Origin of the sequence: Neisseria wadsworthii 9715 (assembly GCF_000227765.1) — a bacterium.
GTDB classification, from domain to species: Bacteria; Pseudomonadota; Gammaproteobacteria; order Burkholderiales; family Neisseriaceae; genus Neisseria; species Neisseria wadsworthii.
The window spans coordinates 581,257-595,461 of sequence record NZ_JH165159.1 but is presented as its reverse complement, the minus strand read 5'-3'; the positions used below and the strand labels follow the sequence as shown (position 1 = coordinate 595,461).

Here is a 14,205-nt window from a genome sequence, read left to right as displayed (position 1 = left end):
GTACCATTACTTCACAAACAGACCCCAAAAGAAGGTCACAATCAGAGCCAACACACCGAATACCATAAATGCGGCATAAGTGTAGATAAAGCCTGTCTGAAATTTACGAACCTGAGCAGCAATGCCGCCAACCAACTTCGCACTGCCATTAACCAAGCCATTATCAATAATGGCCGTATCAATCGCTTTCCAGAAGAAGTTACCCAATGCGCGGCTGCCTTTGGCAAATACATTGAAATAAATCACATCAAGGTAGTATTTGTTGTCCAGCAGTTTGTAAATCGGGCTGAATGCAGAAGCAATCTTAGCCGGCAGATGAGGCGCTTTCACATACAGGAACCACGCCGCTACAACACCGCCGATTGCCAAATACAGAACCGGGGTATGCAGGCTATGTGAAACCATTGCCAACGGGCCGTGGAAGGCTTCTTTCATTTGAGTCATAACCGGATGCGCTTCATGATTCACATGAATTACATCTTTAAAGAAGTCGCCATACAGCATCGGCTCAATGGCTACATAACCGATCATCACTGAGGGAATCGCCAACAAAACCAAAGGCAGGGTGACAACCCAAGGGCTTTCATGCGGATTATCGTTTTTGCCCAAGCCGTGGTGGTGTTCGTCATCGTGGCCGTCTGAATGGTGATCGTGATGGATTTCACGCCATTTTTCTTTGCCATGGAATACCATGAAATATTGGCGGAAAGCGTAGAAAGCGGTAACAAATACGCTGGCCAACACGGCAAAGTAAGCAAAACCGCTGCCCGGCAAGTTGCTGAAATGTACGGCTTCGATAATCGAATCTTTAGAGTAAAAACCAGCGAACAGCGGCGTACCGATCAGCGACAAATTACCAATAAGCATTGTAATCCATGTAATGGGCATATATTTTTTCAAATTACCCATATGGCGCATATCTTGATCGTGATGCATACCGATAATCGCGCTACCTGCTGCCAAGAACAGCAAGGCTTTAAAGAAAGCATGGGTCATCACATGGAACATGGCGATTGAGTAAGCAGACACACCCAAAGCCACGGTCATATAGCCCAATTGCGACAAAGTCGAATAAGCCACCACACGTTTGATATCGTTTTGAATAGTGCCCAAAAAGCCCATAAACAGCGCGGTAATCGCACCTACCACCATAATCACACTTAACGCAGTAGTAGAAAGCTCATAAATCGGCGACATGCGGGACACCATAAACAAACCTGCCGTTACCATGGTTGCCGCGTGAATCAATGCAGAAATCGGCGTAGGGCCTTCCATAGAATCAGGAAGCCACACATGCAGCGGAAATTGTGCCGATTTACCCATTGCACCAACAAACAGCAATAAACAAGTTACGGTAATTAAATCCCAACCGAAAATCTGCATGCCGACCACATTGGGCAAGTAAGCAAACACATCTTGATAGCGCAAGCTGCCGCCGAAATAAGCCAGCACCAAACCGATGCCTAAGATAAAACCGAAGTCACCGACACGGTTGACCAAAAAGGCTTTCAAGTTGGCGAAAATAGCACTTTCACGCTTGAAGTAAAAACCGATCAGCAGATAAGACACCAAACCCACTGCCTCCCAGCCGAAGAACAATTGAACAAAGTTATTGCTCATCACCAACATCAGCATGGAAAAAGTAAACAGCGAGATATAGCTGAAGAAGCGTTGATAGCCTACTTTCTCATCGTGCATATACCCAATGGTATAGATATGTACCATTAAAGAAACGCTGGTAACCACCACCATCATCATGGCGGTTAAGGTATCTACCAAGAAACCGACAGAGAAATCAACGCCACCCATGGTTAACCATGTGTACACATTCTCATCAAATTTGGTGCGCGTGCCGTCAATAAAGCCCCACAACACATAGCCGGACAGTACGGCAGAGATTGCCACGCCGAGAATCGTTACCGAATGAGCGCCTGCACGGCCGATTTTGTTGCCGAACAAACCGGCCAAAAGCGAACCGGCCAAAGGAATCAGGGCAATCGCCAGATATAAAGTCATATCGTTCATTTTTTCTTATTCTCCCGATTAGCCCTTCAAACTGTTCAAATCTGCAACATTAATCGTATTACGGTTACGGAACACCAAAACCATAATCGCCAAACCGATTGCCGATTCGGCAGCAGCCACAGTCAATACGAAAAACACGAAAATCTGGCCGGCGGTATCGCCTAAATATTGCGAAAAAGCGATGAAATTGAAATTCACGGCCAGCAGCATCAGCTCTATCGACATCAACAGCACCAATACGTTTTTGCGGTTCATGAAGATGCCCATGGCACTGATACCGAACAATAGGGCGGCAAGCACCAAATAATGCGTAATCGTAATCATGCTTTGCCCTCCTCTGCTTGGCCGTCTGAATCGTTTTCAGGTTGAGTAGGTTGCAGCACCACAGCTTCCATTTTCACCATGCGCATACGGCCTTCTTTTGCATTTACTTTTACTTGATCGGCAGGATTAATGTATTTCGGATTAACCGTTTTACGGTGCACCAAAGCAATTGCAGCCACCATACCGAGTACCAACAATACTGCAGCCAATTCAAACGGTAACAGATAAGTAGTATAAATTTGGCTACCCAAGTCACGTACGTTGCTGTAATCGGCAGGGATGTCTTTCATAGAGCCGAATGCCGCCAAATTGGTATCCGGAGCCATCAGAATCATGATTAACACCACAGCCATTAACACACCCACAGTAAACGCCACGGGCGCATTACGCCAGAAACCGGCACGCATTTCTTCGATGTCGATGTTCAGCATCATTACGACGAACAGGAACAGCACCATCACGGCACCCACATACACGACCACCAGCGTAATACCGAGAAACTCTGCCTGCATCAGCATCCACATCATGGCCGACATACAGAAGGTCAGTACCAAATATAAAGAAGCGTGTACAGGGTTTTTAGCGGTAACGGTTTTTACCGCACCAAACAGAATAACCGCCGCCAGAACATAGAACATAATCAGTGAAAAAGTCATGGTTCTGCTCCTTTAACGGTAAGGCGCGTCGGCCGCTTTGCGTTTGGCAATCTCAGCTTCGTATTTATCGCCAATGGCCAGCAGCATCGGTTTGGTGTAATGCAGATCACCGCGTTTTTCGCCGTGGTATTCCAAAATATGGGTTTCCACAATGGCATCGGTGGGGCAGGCTTCTTCACAGAAGCCGCAGAAAATGCATTTGGTCAAATCAATATCGTAGCGCGTGGTGCGGCGGCTGCCGTCTTCACGCTGCTCAGATTCGATGTTGATTGCCATTGCCGGGCATACTGCTTCGCACAATTTACAGGCAATGCAGCGTTCTTCCCCGTTCGGATAGCGGCGTTGCGCATGCAAACCGCGGAAACGCACGGATTGGGGCGTTTTCTCTTCGGGAAACATAATCGTTTCTTTGCGGGCGAAAAAGTTTTTGAGCGTAACACCCATGCCTTTTACCAGCTCACCCAACAAAAAGGTTTTTACTAAATTAGCCATAATTCACTCTCCCCTTATTTCCACAGCGACAAGGGTGAAATCATCCACAAACCGAGCAGCACAATACATACGAACGTTACCGGAATCAGCACTTTCCAACCCAAACGCATGATTTGGTCATAGCGGTAACGCGGGAAAGTAGCGCGAATCCACAGATAGCCGTACAAAATAAAGGCCATTTTCAGGAACATCCAAAACGCACTCGGCGTGCCGATAATGCCCCAGCTTTGCGGGAACGGAGACAACCAACCGCCCAAGAACATGATGGCGGTGAGCGCACCGATCAAAATCATGAAAATGTATTCGGCCAAGAAGAATAAGGCGAAGGCGAAACCGGAATATTCCACATGGAAACCGGCCACAATCTCAGACTCACCCTCTGCCACGTCAAACGGTGCGCGGTTGGTTTCGGCTACGGCGGAAATCAGATACACGATAAACACCGGGAACAATGCAAACCAGTTCCAAGAGAAAATCGAACCGCCTGCAATCCCTTTGGCTTGGCTGGCAACAATTTCGTTGAAGTTCATACTTCCCGAAACCATAACCACGCATACCAAAGCTGCACCCATAGCAATTTCATAGGAAATAGTTTGTGCAGACGAACGCATCGCACCCAAAAATGAATATTTGGAGTTGGACGCCCAACCTGCAATGATCACACCATATACAGACAAAGAAGTGATCATCAGAATATACAGCAAGCCCGCATCGACATTGGTCAACAGCCATTCATCGGAAAAAGGAATCACCGCCCAAGCAGCAAAAGCCGGCATCAGCGACATCATCGGTCCGATATAAAACAAAGCTTTGTTCGACAATTTCGGACGGGTAACTTCTTTAAACAGAAGCTTCAACACGTCGGCAAACGGCTGAATCAAACCAAACGGGCCGGTAACGTTGGGGCCGACACGCAATTGCATATAGCCGATCACTTTGCGTTCAAAGTAAGTCAGATAAGCCACGGTCAGAATCAGCGGTGCCAAAATCAAAACGATTTTGACCAGAATCGACACAACCAAGCCGATATCATTCCCCAATAAGGATTGGAACCACTCTTGCATCATTAAGCTCCCGCCAATTCAATCGTGTTCATCAACGCACCCAACGCGGCATTTTCAGAATGCAGCGGCAGATACACCACATTTTCAGACAGGCCTTTATCGGCAACAACTGTTACGTTGATACGCTCCGCGCCCTGCCCTGCTTGTACGGTTGCACCATCTTGCAAACCCAACGCAGCCAATGTGTTGGGGTGCACACACGCTGCCGGCACTTGTGCATGGCTGGTTGCCTGCAGCGGAGCAGAACGGCGCACAATCGGATCGGTATGGTAAATACCGACACCGCCCACACGCACCAATTGGCCCGCAGCCTGATTCGCCTGCACTTGAATATCGGCAGCGTTATTCAGTTTTTCAGACAGGCCTTCTTTATTGACGGCTTCTTTCAGCACTTGCTCGCTGCTGTCGAACTCAAAACCTTCCAGTTCAAACACATTGCCCAACACACGCAGCACTTTCCACAACGGGCGTGAATCGGCAAAGCCTTTTACCACGCCGTGGAACGATTGCAGACGGCCTTCCATGCTGATGAAGCTACCTGAAGTTTCGGTGAACGGCGCAATAGGCAGCATCACATCACACACTTCACGCAAGGTTTCGCTTTCAAACGGAGTAAACGCCATTACGCTTTGAGCTTGCTTCAATGCAGCCACTGCTTTACCGCCGTTTGCTACATCGATTTCAGGCTCCACATTCAACAGCAATACGGCCTTTTTCGGTTGCGCCAACATTTCTTGAATGCTGTTGCCTCTGTTCACGCCCAAGATATCCGCACCGACGCTGTTTGCAGCTTGCGGCAGAATACCCAAAACCGCACCGGTGGCCGCAGCCAATTCCTGAGCGGCAGCATAAATCGCCGCATAATCAGGGTGGTTTTGTACTTCGGCACCCAACACAATCGCGGCTTTTTCGGCATTTTTCAGGCTGGCGGCTACGCCTTGTTCCAAATCCTGCGCCAAGTTTTTCAAACGGCCTGCCCATTCATTCGGGTGTACCGCTTCTTGCGCCAGCAACGGCATGTGCAATTCTTCTTTGCTGCCGGCAATAATGCTCAACGCCATATAAGACTTGGCAGCACGGCGCAAACGGGCGGTTAACAGCGGCTGTTCTTTACGCAGGTTGGCACCCACGACCAGCACGGCATCGCTGTTGCCTAAATCTTCAATGCTTTGACCCAACCATTGCGCACCTTTCAGACGGCCTGTTAAACGATTGTCTTGCTGTTGCAGGCGGGTATCGAAATGTTTGATGCCCAAACCGTTGGCCAGTTTTTTCGCTAAGTGCAGCTCTTCTACGGTATTCATCGGGTTTGCCCAAATACCGATTTGCTCTTTGCCGCCTTCTTTGGCAATACAGTCTAAAGTTTTGCGCACATATTCCAGCGCAGTTTGCCAATCCACTTCATGCCATTCGCCGCCATGCTTGATTTTCGGTGTTTTCAGACGGCTTTCATGATAGAGGCCTTCGTAGGCGAAGCGGTCGCGGTCGGAAATCCAGCATTCGTTAACAGCTTCGTTTTCCAACGGCAACACGCGGCGCACGGTGTGGTCTTTGGTTTGCACGATTAAATTGCTGCCCAAAGCATCATGCGCGGAAATGGTTTTGCGGCGGCTCAATTCCCAGGAGCGGGCATCGTAGCGGAACGGTTTGCTGGTTAAGGCACCCACCGGACACAAATCAATCACGTTGCCGGACAATTCGGTTTCCACCGCTTTGCCGATAAACGGCATGATTTCGGAAAACTCGCCGCGATTGGCCATAGCGATTTCCTGCAAACCGGCAATCTCTTCGGTAAAGCGCACACAGCGGGTACAGTGGATACAGCGGCTCATTTCTTCCGCCGACACCAACGGCCCCATATCTTTGGGCACAACCGAGCGTTTTTCTTCTTGATAACGGCTCGACGATTTACCGTAACCCACGGCCAAATCCTGCAACTGACACTCACCGCCCTGGTCGCAAATCGGGCAATCCAGCGGGTGGTTGATGAGCAGAAATTCCATCACGCCTTCCTGCGCCTGCTTGGCCTTGGCGGAATGGGTATGCACCACCATGCCGTCTGTTACCGGCGTGGCACAGGCAGGCAAGGGTTTCGGGGCTTTTTCCACCTCCACCAGGCACATGCGGCAGTTGGCGGCAATGGATAATTTTTTGTGGTAGCAGAAATGCGGGATATAAGTGCCCAGCTCGTGCGCCGCTTCCATTACGGTCGCACCCTGCTTGACTGCAATCTGTTTACCGTCGATTTCAATTTGTAACATGGTGTGTTTCCTAGTTACGGTTTTATTAAAAATTTAAATAAGGCCGTCTGAAATACTGTTTTTTTATTTGTTGTATACGTTTACCAAGTTTTCAGACAGGCATTTTATTTTTGACTGTGTTTCAGGTAGCCTGTTTTTCAATTCCGACTTCATTAATTAGTTTTTTAAAGCTTCAAGGCAAATTCTGCCTGATTGAAAGGGAATCAATCATGTAAGTAGATTGGGTTTTAAACCCAATGTTTCAGACGGCCTGATATTTGTGTTGGGTTTTACAACCCAACCTACTCTTACTGGAATTAATAACCCAACCTTCTCTTACATATTAGTAAGATTGATAAATTTGATTACTCCCGTTTTTAGCGACCAATAACACATCATAAGGATGCTTCCGATTTTGATACATTTCTCCATCCATACCAGGAGAACCCAACGGCATACCAGGTGTTGCCAAACCCAAAGCCTCTGGTTTTTCTTTGAGCAAACGGCGAATATCCGTTGCAGGTGTATGTCCTTCTATAACATAACCATCTACTTTGGCTGTATGGCACGCCCCATATTTTTGCGGCATCCCTAACTCATCTCTCGCTTCACGATTACCAGTATTGTGTACAACCACTTGGAAGCCGTTATCCTCCATATGCTTAACCCATTCAGTACAACAACCGCAATTGGGATCCTTCCACACCTCCACTTTATGTTGATGTGAAAGCAAATCCTTATCCGCCAAATCTGCGTAATCCATTTGTTGCCGATGATTAGACTCGGACACCAAGCCAAATACCACTGCTGAAACAGCAACAGATACAGTAAAAACCCAAGCTGTTTGCTTAGAAAAGAATTTTATTTTTTTCACAATCTCATCCTCAAATTAAAATTTAAGCAGCCAATTAGACCAATTCGAGAGAAATATTTTGACTATAATCAACCAACATTTTCACATTGAAGTTTTATAAAAACCAAACTGAATCAATCAATGAAAAAAACCAACCTTATTATTGAAAAGGCACTACTTTCCAACCAGCCGGCTTTTACTAACACCACTTATGCTCTTTAGCCGGTTTGCCATGCTCGATATAGTGTTCAAATTCATGGCGGAAATGCTTGGTAAAGCTGCGCACGGGGAACACGGCGGCATCAGCCAAGGCACAGATGGTGCGGCCGGCCATATTGTTGCCGACCGAATCCAGCAAGTCCAAATCTTCGGGGCGGCCTTTGCCTTCGGCAATGCGGTGCACCACGCGGTACAGCCAGCCTGTACCCTCGCGGCAGGGGGTGCATTGGCCGCAGGATTCTTCGTGGTAGAAGTAGCTCAAGCGTTCAAGCGCTTTGACCATGCACACGTCTTCGTCCATCACGATAATCGCACCGGAACCCAACATAGAGCCTGCTTTGGCGATGGAATCGTAGTCCATGTTCAAGGTCATCATTACTTCGCCGGGCAGTACGGGCGCAGACGAACCGCCGGGAATCACGGCTTTGAGTTTTTTGCCGTCTTTCATGCCGCCGGCCATTTCGAGCAGTTTGGCAAACGGCGTACCGAGCGGCACTTCATAGTTGCCCGGGCGTTCAACATGGCCGGAAATGGAAAACAGCTTGGTACCGCCTGCGTTTTCAATGCCTTTGTCGGCAAACGCCTGACCGCTGTCGCGGATAATAAACGGCACGGAAGCAAAGGTTTCGGTGTTGTTGATGGTGGTTGGCTTGCCGTACAGGCCGTATGAAGCGGGGAACGGCGGTTTGAAGCGCGGCTGGCCTTTTTTGCCCTCCAGCGATTCCAGCAGAGCGGTTTCTTCGCCGCAGATATATGCGCCGTAACCATGATGGGCAAACAGCTCGAATGAGAAGTCCGTGCCCATGATGTTTTTGCCTAAAAAGCCGGCGTCGCGTGCTTCCTGCAAGGCGGCTTCAAAGCGTTGATAGCCTTCAAAAATCTCGCCGTGGATATAGTTGTAACCCGCTTCGGCACCCATCGCGTAACCGGCAATAATCATGCCCTCAATCAAAGAATGCGGGTTGAAGTTGATGATGTCGCGGTCTTTGAATGTGCCGGGTTCGCCTTCGTCGGTGTTGCAGACAACGTATTTCGCACCGGGGAAAGAACGGGGCATAAAGCTCCATTTCAAACCGGTGGGAAAGCCCGCACCGCCACGGCCGCGCAAGCCCGAAGTTTTTACTTCTGAAATCACATCGTCTTGCGACATGTTTTCAGTCAGGATTTTGCGCAAAGCCTGATAACCGCCGCGCTTAACGTATTCGTCCAGCTTCCAGCAGCTCGGATTATGGGTATCGACGTTCTCAAAAATCACGCCTGATTGGAAAATAGCCATTTGCTTAGCCCTAATCGGTTAACTTCTTCAATCTTTTTACTTTACCGCCCAACTGCTGTTGTGCGTATGTACTTATTGTTTGTTTTGTTATGCCTGTCTGAAAAATTTTTCAGACGGCCTTTCAGGTAGCCTTGAGGCCGTCTGAAAAGCGTTTTTTAAAGTGTTTAAAATGCTTCGCCGTAGTGGATTCGAACACCTTTGACGTTTTGTAGGTCGGATTCTCGAATCCGACAGTTTGTCCGAGTTAAAACCTTGTTGATGTCGGATTCAAGAATCCGACCTACGGCTACTCCGCCGCGCCTATCATGGCCAAAAATTCGCTTTCCGTCAGTTTCGGCGTATCGTCAGCCAACTCGTAATACGGTGCTTTGCAGTCGATAAAGATTTGACTTTCTAGCTCAAAATCGGCGTTATCGGCAAATAATCCCGCATTGATGTAATAATCGTCGCCCACCTGCACAAACAGGTGCGTACCGCATTGTTTGCAGAAACAGCGTTCCGCCCATTCGGACGAACGGTAGCGTCCGATATATTCGCCACCGTGGATTTCAGGTGTTTTGGCGGTTACGGAAAAATTTGCACCGCTACCCCAAGTACGGCATTTGCCGCAATGGCAAGCGTGCAGCTTGCGCTCGGCTTCGACTTTTAGCGATACTTTACCGCACAAACATTTCGCTTCCATTTCTGCTTCCTTTCTTTGTTTTCAGACAGCCTTTCAGGTAGCCTTGTTGAGGCCGTCTGAAAAGGATTTTTTAAAGTGTTTAAACTGTTTCGCCGTAGTGGATTCGAACACCTTTGACGTTTTGTAGGTCGGATTCTCGAATCCGACAGTTTGTTCGAGTTAAAACCTTCTGTCGGATTCAAGAATCCGACCTACGGCTTGCTATTTATTCAAATCTTTATAATATTTTCTTGGATAAAAGTTTCAAAAGTATTGATTGCCCCGCTGTGCTCTACAATCTTACCATTCTCAACTTTATCGACATCAATTCCAGTAAAAGTCAATTTTCTGTTTGTCGGCTGTATTCCCAAAAACACGCCTTTATGGGTTCCCGTTGCAATAATTTCCGAAATTACATACTCTTTTTCTGAGAATTGGTTAATAACTTGGATTGTAAAATCAGGATACGTTTCCCGCACATCTGAAATGTGCTTTTTCATACCATCTAAGCCTATTGGAAATATTTCTGTCCCCACTCTCAAATTACATTTTTTATCAACATAATTTTCGATTTCATCCACCAGATTTCTCGAAAAAATCTGCTCATAAAAATATTTCACCAATTCTTTTGAGTTCATAACCTGCTTAACAACTTAATTGACCCACTTTTTACAGACGGTCTTTGCGGTGTTGCCGGGTTTTTAAGCCAACTTCAATCTTCTACTTTTCAGGTAGCCTTTACTGCAATTCCGTCAATTTCGCTTCAATCGCTTCTTCGGTCATAAAGCTGCACATTTTATGGTTGTTTACCAACATAACGGGGGCATCGCCGCACGCGCCCATGCACTCGCCTTCCACTAAGGTATAGAGGCCGTCTGAAGTGGTTTCGCCGAAGCCGATGCCGAGTTTCTGTTTCAGGTATTCGGCGGCATTCACTCCGCCGCGCAGGGCGCAAGGCAGGTTGGTGCAGACGGTCAGTTTGTATTTGCCTACCGGATGCAGATCGTACATATTGTAGAAAGTTGCCACTTCGTAGGCGGCAGCCGGTGCGATGCCGACATAGTTGGCAACGAATTCAATGATTTCAGGCGTGAGCCAGCGTTTTTCCACTTGGGCGATACGCAATGCGCCCATGATGGCGGAACGGCGTTGGTCGGCCGGGTATTTCGCCAGCTCGACGTCGATTTGTTTTAAAGATTCTGCGGATAACATTATCGGTCTACCTCCCCGAATACGATGTCTTGCGTACCGATGATGGCCACCACGTCGGCCAACATGTGGCCGCGTGCCATTTCGTCCATGCCTTGCAGGTGGGCGAAGCCGGGTGCGCGGATTTTCAGGCGGTAGGGTTTGTTGGCGCCGTCTGAAATCATGTAAATGCCGAACTCGCCTTTGGGGTGTTCGACGGCAGTGTAGGTTTCACCTTCGGGCACGTGCATGCCTTCGGTAAACAGTTTGAAATGGTGGATCAAGTCTTCCATACCCATTTTCATTTCGGTACGTTTGGGCGGAGCGACTTTGTGGTTATCGACAATCACGGGGCCGGGGTTGGCTTTGAGCCATTGCACGCATTGCTTGATGATGCGGTTGGATTCGCGCATTTCGTTGATACGGCAGAGGTAACGGTCGTAGCAGTCGCCGTTTACGCCGACGGGAATGTCGAAATCAACATTGGCATAGGCATCATACGGTGCTTTTTTGCGGATATCCCACTCCACACCGGAACCGCGAAGCATCACGCCGGTAAAGCCTTTTTGCAGCGCGCGCTCGGGAGAAACCACGCCGATGCCGACGGTACGCTGCTTCCAAATACGGTTGTCGGTCAGCAGGCTTTCGTATTCATCTACGCAAGAAGGGAAGCGATCGGTAAAGGCTTCGATAAAGTCGAGCATCGTACCTTCGCGCGATTCGTTCAGCTTTTTCAACACTTTGGCATTGCGGAATTTGCTGGATTCATACTTAGGCATGAAATCGGGCAAATCGCGGTACACGCCGCCGGGGCGGAAATAAGCCGCGTGCATACGCGCACCGGATACGGCTTCGTATAAGTCCATCAGCTCTTCACGCTCACGGAAGGCATACAGGAATACAGTCATCGCGCCGATATCGAGCGCGTGCGAACCGATACCCATCAAATGGTTCAAAATACGGGTCACTTCGGCAAACATCACGCGGATGTATTGGGCGCGGATCGGCACTTCGACACCGGTCAGTTTTTCTACCGCCAAACAATAGGCTTGTTCGTTGACCATCATGGAAACGTAGTCCAAGCGGTCCATATAAGGCAGGGCTTGCAGATAAGTGCGGGTTTCGGCCAGTTTTTCGGTACCGCGGTGAAGCAGGCCGATATGCGGGTCGGCGCGGACGATGGTTTCGCCCTCCAACTCCAAAATCATACGCAATACGCCGTGGGCAGCGGGGTGCTGCGGGCCGAAGTTGATGGTGTAGTTTCTTAATTTATTAGCCACCGTAGTTCTCCTCGCGGACGATGCGCGGAGTAATTTCGCGCGGCTCGATGGTTACTGGTTGGTAAATCACGCGTTTCTCAGCTTCGTCGTAACGCATTTCTACATAGCCTGAAATCGGGAAATCTTTGCGGAAAGGATGGCCGACAAAGCCATAATCCGTCAGGATACGGCGCAAATCGGGGTGGTTGTTGAACAGGATGCCGAACAGGTCGAATGCTTCGCGCTCGTACCAATCGGCGCTGTTGTAAATATCCACCACGGAATCGACCACAGGGAAATCATCTTCGGCCGCCCATACGCGCACGCGGATACGCTGGTTGTTTTTTACGGAAACCAGTTGGCTGACCACGGCAAAACGCTTGCCTTCCCACGGTTCGTTTTTGTAGGTGCTGTAATCCACACCGCACAAATCCACCAAGGATTCAAAATGCAGATCGGCATGATCGCGCAGCGTAGTCATTACGTTCAGATAGTTTTCAGGCAGGCATTCAACGGTAATCTCACCCAATGCGAGAATCACCTTGCTGGCTTTGTCGCCCAACACATTTTGGACAACCGGATACAAATCGTTTACATGCATCTTGTTCTCCTAGTTGCGGGCAATGGTGTAAGTGCGTTTGATTTTGCCTTGCAGCTGAATCAAGCCGTAAATCAGGGCTTCGGCAGTCGGCGGGCAACCCGGCACATACACGTCGACAGGTACGATACGGTCGCAACCGCGCACCACGGAATAGGAATAATGGTAGTAGCCGCCGCCGTTGGCGCAAGAACCCATCGACAACACCCAGCGCGGCTCGGCCATTTGGTCGTACACGCGGCGCAGGGCAGGCGCCATTTTGTTACACAGCGTACCGGCCACAATCATCAAGTCGGACTGGCGCGGAGACGGACGGAAAATAATGCCGAAGCGGTCAAGGTCGTAACGGGAAGCACCCGCCTGCATCATTTCAACCGCACAGCAGGCCAAACCGAACGTTACCGGCCACAACGAACCTGTGCGCACATAATTCAACACCGTATCCGCGCTGGCGGTTACGAAGCCTTTATTCAAAACGCCTTCTATTCCCATTCCAGCGCACCTTTTTTCCATTCATAGATAAAGCCCACCGTGAGCACCACGATGAACACAAACATCGACCAGAAGGCAAACTGCCCGTGCGACATCATCAGGTCTTTAAACACCACGGCCCACGGAATCATGAATGCAACTTCCAAATCAAACAAAATAAACAGAATCGCCACCAAGTAATAACGCACGTCAAATTTCATGCGGGCGTTTTCAAATGCTTCGAAGCCACATTCAAACGGCGTATCTTTTTCATGATAATGGCGTTTCGGGCCGAGCACGTTGCCCAGCACCAAAAACAAAATGCCCGCTGCCAAACCGACAATCAAAAAGATTAAAACGGGAAAATAGTTAGCTAACATGGTTTTTTACACCTGTTTTGTTAAGCACAAATAGATAAAATAAATGTAGGTTATTGTAGCCAAATTTGCTTGTGATTAAAAGTTAAACACTCTCGATTTTTTTGAAAAAGTTCAATAATTTCAATACTTTTATGATAACGATTCTCATTAAATTTTTTTCTGAAATTATTTTGCTTATTTTTTAAGCGTTTTCAGATGAGATTATTTTAAACTGTATTTAATTCAATTTAACTTTTCTTAATATTTTCAATATGCATAGCACATCACCTGCTTTCATTGCTTTATTTCTTGCCTAAAAAATACGCAGCTTTCCTGCTTAAAGCCCAGAAAGTTTTATTTTTTCATTTTTTGGAATTTTATGCTCAATTTAGCTAAAAAATAATTAGCTAAATGTTTCAATTATCACTATTCGGAAATATAGAAAGCAATTTAAGAAAAAATGCTTCTTTCAGACAGGCATGTTGCACTTGTTTTTTGCGCTTGCTAATTACTCAGAAGC

Annotated in this window: 15 protein-coding genes; all 15 read right to left on the bottom strand. The window is 48.0% G+C overall.

The features are described 5' to 3' along the window. Positions 1 to 6: 6 nt before the first annotated feature. The 15 genes from nuoL to HMPREF9370_RS02485 all read right to left on the bottom strand — a co-directional run bounded on the left by nuoL (position 7) and on the right by HMPREF9370_RS02485 (position 13,706). Positions 7 to 2,025 carry an NADH-quinone oxidoreductase subunit L gene (gene nuoL, locus HMPREF9370_RS02555; RefSeq protein WP_009115729.1) on the bottom strand — a complete coding sequence of 673 codons (2,019 nt, stop codon included), beginning with the start codon at positions 2,023 to 2,025 and terminating at the stop codon, positions 7 to 9. Between the two features lie 18 nt (positions 2,026 to 2,043). After that, a complete protein-coding gene (gene nuoK / locus HMPREF9370_RS02550; RefSeq protein WP_009115728.1) occupies positions 2,044 to 2,349 on the bottom strand; it encodes an NADH-quinone oxidoreductase subunit NuoK in 306 nt (101 codons plus the stop codon). Next, the gene (locus tag HMPREF9370_RS02545; protein ID WP_009115727.1) at positions 2,346 to 3,005 is read right to left on the bottom strand and encodes an NADH-quinone oxidoreductase subunit J; all 660 of its coding nucleotides are present in this window, start codon (positions 3,003 to 3,005) and stop codon (positions 2,346 to 2,348) included. Before HMPREF9370_RS02545 ends, nuoK begins: the two co-directional genes overlap by 4 nt. A 12-nt stretch (positions 3,006 to 3,017) precedes the next feature. Then, positions 3,018 to 3,497, bottom strand: coding sequence for an NADH-quinone oxidoreductase subunit NuoI (nuoI, locus tag HMPREF9370_RS02540; RefSeq protein ID WP_009115726.1), 480 nt, complete (start codon positions 3,495 to 3,497; stop codon positions 3,018 to 3,020). Between the two features lie 14 nt (positions 3,498 to 3,511). Then, a complete protein-coding gene (gene nuoH / locus HMPREF9370_RS02535) occupies positions 3,512 to 4,561 on the bottom strand; it encodes an NADH-quinone oxidoreductase subunit NuoH (protein WP_040666816.1) in 1,050 nt (349 codons plus the stop codon). Positions 4,562 to 4,563: 2 nt separating this feature from the next. Continuing rightward, positions 4,564 to 6,822 (bottom strand): NADH-quinone oxidoreductase subunit NuoG, encoded by a 2,259-nt coding sequence (nuoG, locus tag HMPREF9370_RS02530; RefSeq protein ID WP_009115724.1) that lies wholly within the window; start codon positions 6,820 to 6,822, stop codon positions 4,564 to 4,566. A 322-nt stretch (positions 6,823 to 7,144) separates the two neighbouring features. After that, positions 7,145 to 7,675, bottom strand: a complete 531-nt coding sequence (locus HMPREF9370_RS02525) for a DUF411 domain-containing protein (RefSeq protein ID WP_009115723.1) — start codon at positions 7,673 to 7,675, stop codon at positions 7,145 to 7,147. Between the two features lie 178 nt (positions 7,676 to 7,853). Continuing rightward, positions 7,854 to 9,149 (bottom strand): NADH-quinone oxidoreductase subunit NuoF, encoded by a 1,296-nt coding sequence (gene nuoF, locus HMPREF9370_RS02520; protein ID WP_009115722.1) that lies wholly within the window; start codon positions 9,147 to 9,149, stop codon positions 7,854 to 7,856. Between the two features lie 286 nt (positions 9,150 to 9,435). Beyond that, positions 9,436 to 9,831, bottom strand: a complete 396-nt coding sequence (locus HMPREF9370_RS02515) for a GFA family protein (RefSeq protein ID WP_009115720.1) — start codon at positions 9,829 to 9,831, stop codon at positions 9,436 to 9,438. Positions 9,832 to 10,040: 209 nt separating this feature from the next. Beyond that, complete coding sequence (locus tag HMPREF9370_RS02510) at positions 10,041 to 10,448, bottom strand: ester cyclase (protein ID WP_009115719.1); 408 nt, start codon at positions 10,446 to 10,448, stop codon at positions 10,041 to 10,043. 100 nt (positions 10,449 to 10,548) lie between these two features. Continuing rightward, entirely contained in the window at positions 10,549 to 11,022 is a 474-nt protein-coding gene (gene nuoE / locus HMPREF9370_RS02505; protein WP_009115718.1) for an NADH-quinone oxidoreductase subunit NuoE, read from the bottom strand. After that, positions 11,022 to 12,278: an NADH dehydrogenase (quinone) subunit D gene (gene nuoD / locus HMPREF9370_RS02500; protein WP_009115717.1), complete on the bottom strand. Its 1,257-nt coding sequence runs from the start codon at positions 12,276 to 12,278 to the stop codon at positions 11,022 to 11,024. The genes nuoE and nuoD overlap by 1 nt, the downstream gene beginning before the upstream one ends. Next, positions 12,271 to 12,858 carry an NADH-quinone oxidoreductase subunit C gene (locus tag HMPREF9370_RS02495; protein WP_009115716.1) on the bottom strand — a complete coding sequence of 196 codons (588 nt, stop codon included), beginning with the start codon at positions 12,856 to 12,858 and terminating at the stop codon, positions 12,271 to 12,273. The genes nuoD and HMPREF9370_RS02495 overlap by 8 nt, the downstream gene beginning before the upstream one ends. 9 nt (positions 12,859 to 12,867) lie before the next feature. Further along, complete coding sequence (locus HMPREF9370_RS02490) at positions 12,868 to 13,347, bottom strand: NuoB/complex I 20 kDa subunit family protein (RefSeq protein WP_009115715.1); 480 nt, start codon at positions 13,345 to 13,347, stop codon at positions 12,868 to 12,870. Further along, positions 13,338 to 13,706, bottom strand: coding sequence for an NADH-quinone oxidoreductase subunit A (locus tag HMPREF9370_RS02485; protein WP_009115714.1), 369 nt, complete (start codon positions 13,704 to 13,706; stop codon positions 13,338 to 13,340). The genes HMPREF9370_RS02490 and HMPREF9370_RS02485 overlap by 10 nt, the downstream gene beginning before the upstream one ends. Positions 13,707 to 14,205: the final 499 nt, after the last annotated feature.

Coding starts and splice junctions, on each gene's coding strand:
- nuoG (WP_009115724.1), bottom strand. CDS start 6,822: ATGTTACAAATTGAAATCGACGGTAAACAGATTGCAGTCAAGCAGGGT.
- nuoL (WP_009115729.1), bottom strand. CDS start 2,025: ATGAACGATATGACTTTATATCTGGCGATTGCCCTGATTCCTTTGGCC.
- nuoH (WP_040666816.1), bottom strand. CDS start 4,561: ATGCAAGAGTGGTTCCAATCCTTATTGGGGAATGATATCGGCTTGGTT.
- nuoF (WP_009115722.1), bottom strand. CDS start 9,149: ATGGCTATTTTCCAATCAGGCGTGATTTTTGAGAACGTCGATACCCAT.
- HMPREF9370_RS02510 (WP_009115719.1), bottom strand. CDS start 10,448: ATGAACTCAAAAGAATTGGTGAAATATTTTTATGAGCAGATTTTTTCG.
- HMPREF9370_RS02545 (WP_009115727.1), bottom strand. CDS start 3,005: ATGACTTTTTCACTGATTATGTTCTATGTTCTGGCGGCGGTTATTCTG.
- HMPREF9370_RS02495 (WP_009115716.1), bottom strand. CDS start 12,858: ATGCATGTAAACGATTTGTATCCGGTTGTCCAAAATGTGTTGGGCGAC.
- nuoI (WP_009115726.1), bottom strand. CDS start 3,497: ATGGCTAATTTAGTAAAAACCTTTTTGTTGGGTGAGCTGGTAAAAGGC.
- HMPREF9370_RS02515 (WP_009115720.1), bottom strand. CDS start 9,831: ATGGAAGCGAAATGTTTGTGCGGTAAAGTATCGCTAAAAGTCGAAGCC.
- HMPREF9370_RS02485 (WP_009115714.1), bottom strand. CDS start 13,706: ATGTTAGCTAACTATTTTCCCGTTTTAATCTTTTTGATTGTCGGTTTG.
- nuoK (WP_009115728.1), bottom strand. CDS start 2,349: ATGATTACGATTACGCATTATTTGGTGCTTGCCGCCCTATTGTTCGGT.
- HMPREF9370_RS02490 (WP_009115715.1), bottom strand. CDS start 13,347: ATGGGAATAGAAGGCGTTTTGAATAAAGGCTTCGTAACCGCCAGCGCG.
- nuoE (WP_009115718.1), bottom strand. CDS start 11,022: ATGTTATCCGCAGAATCTTTAAAACAAATCGACGTCGAGCTGGCGAAA.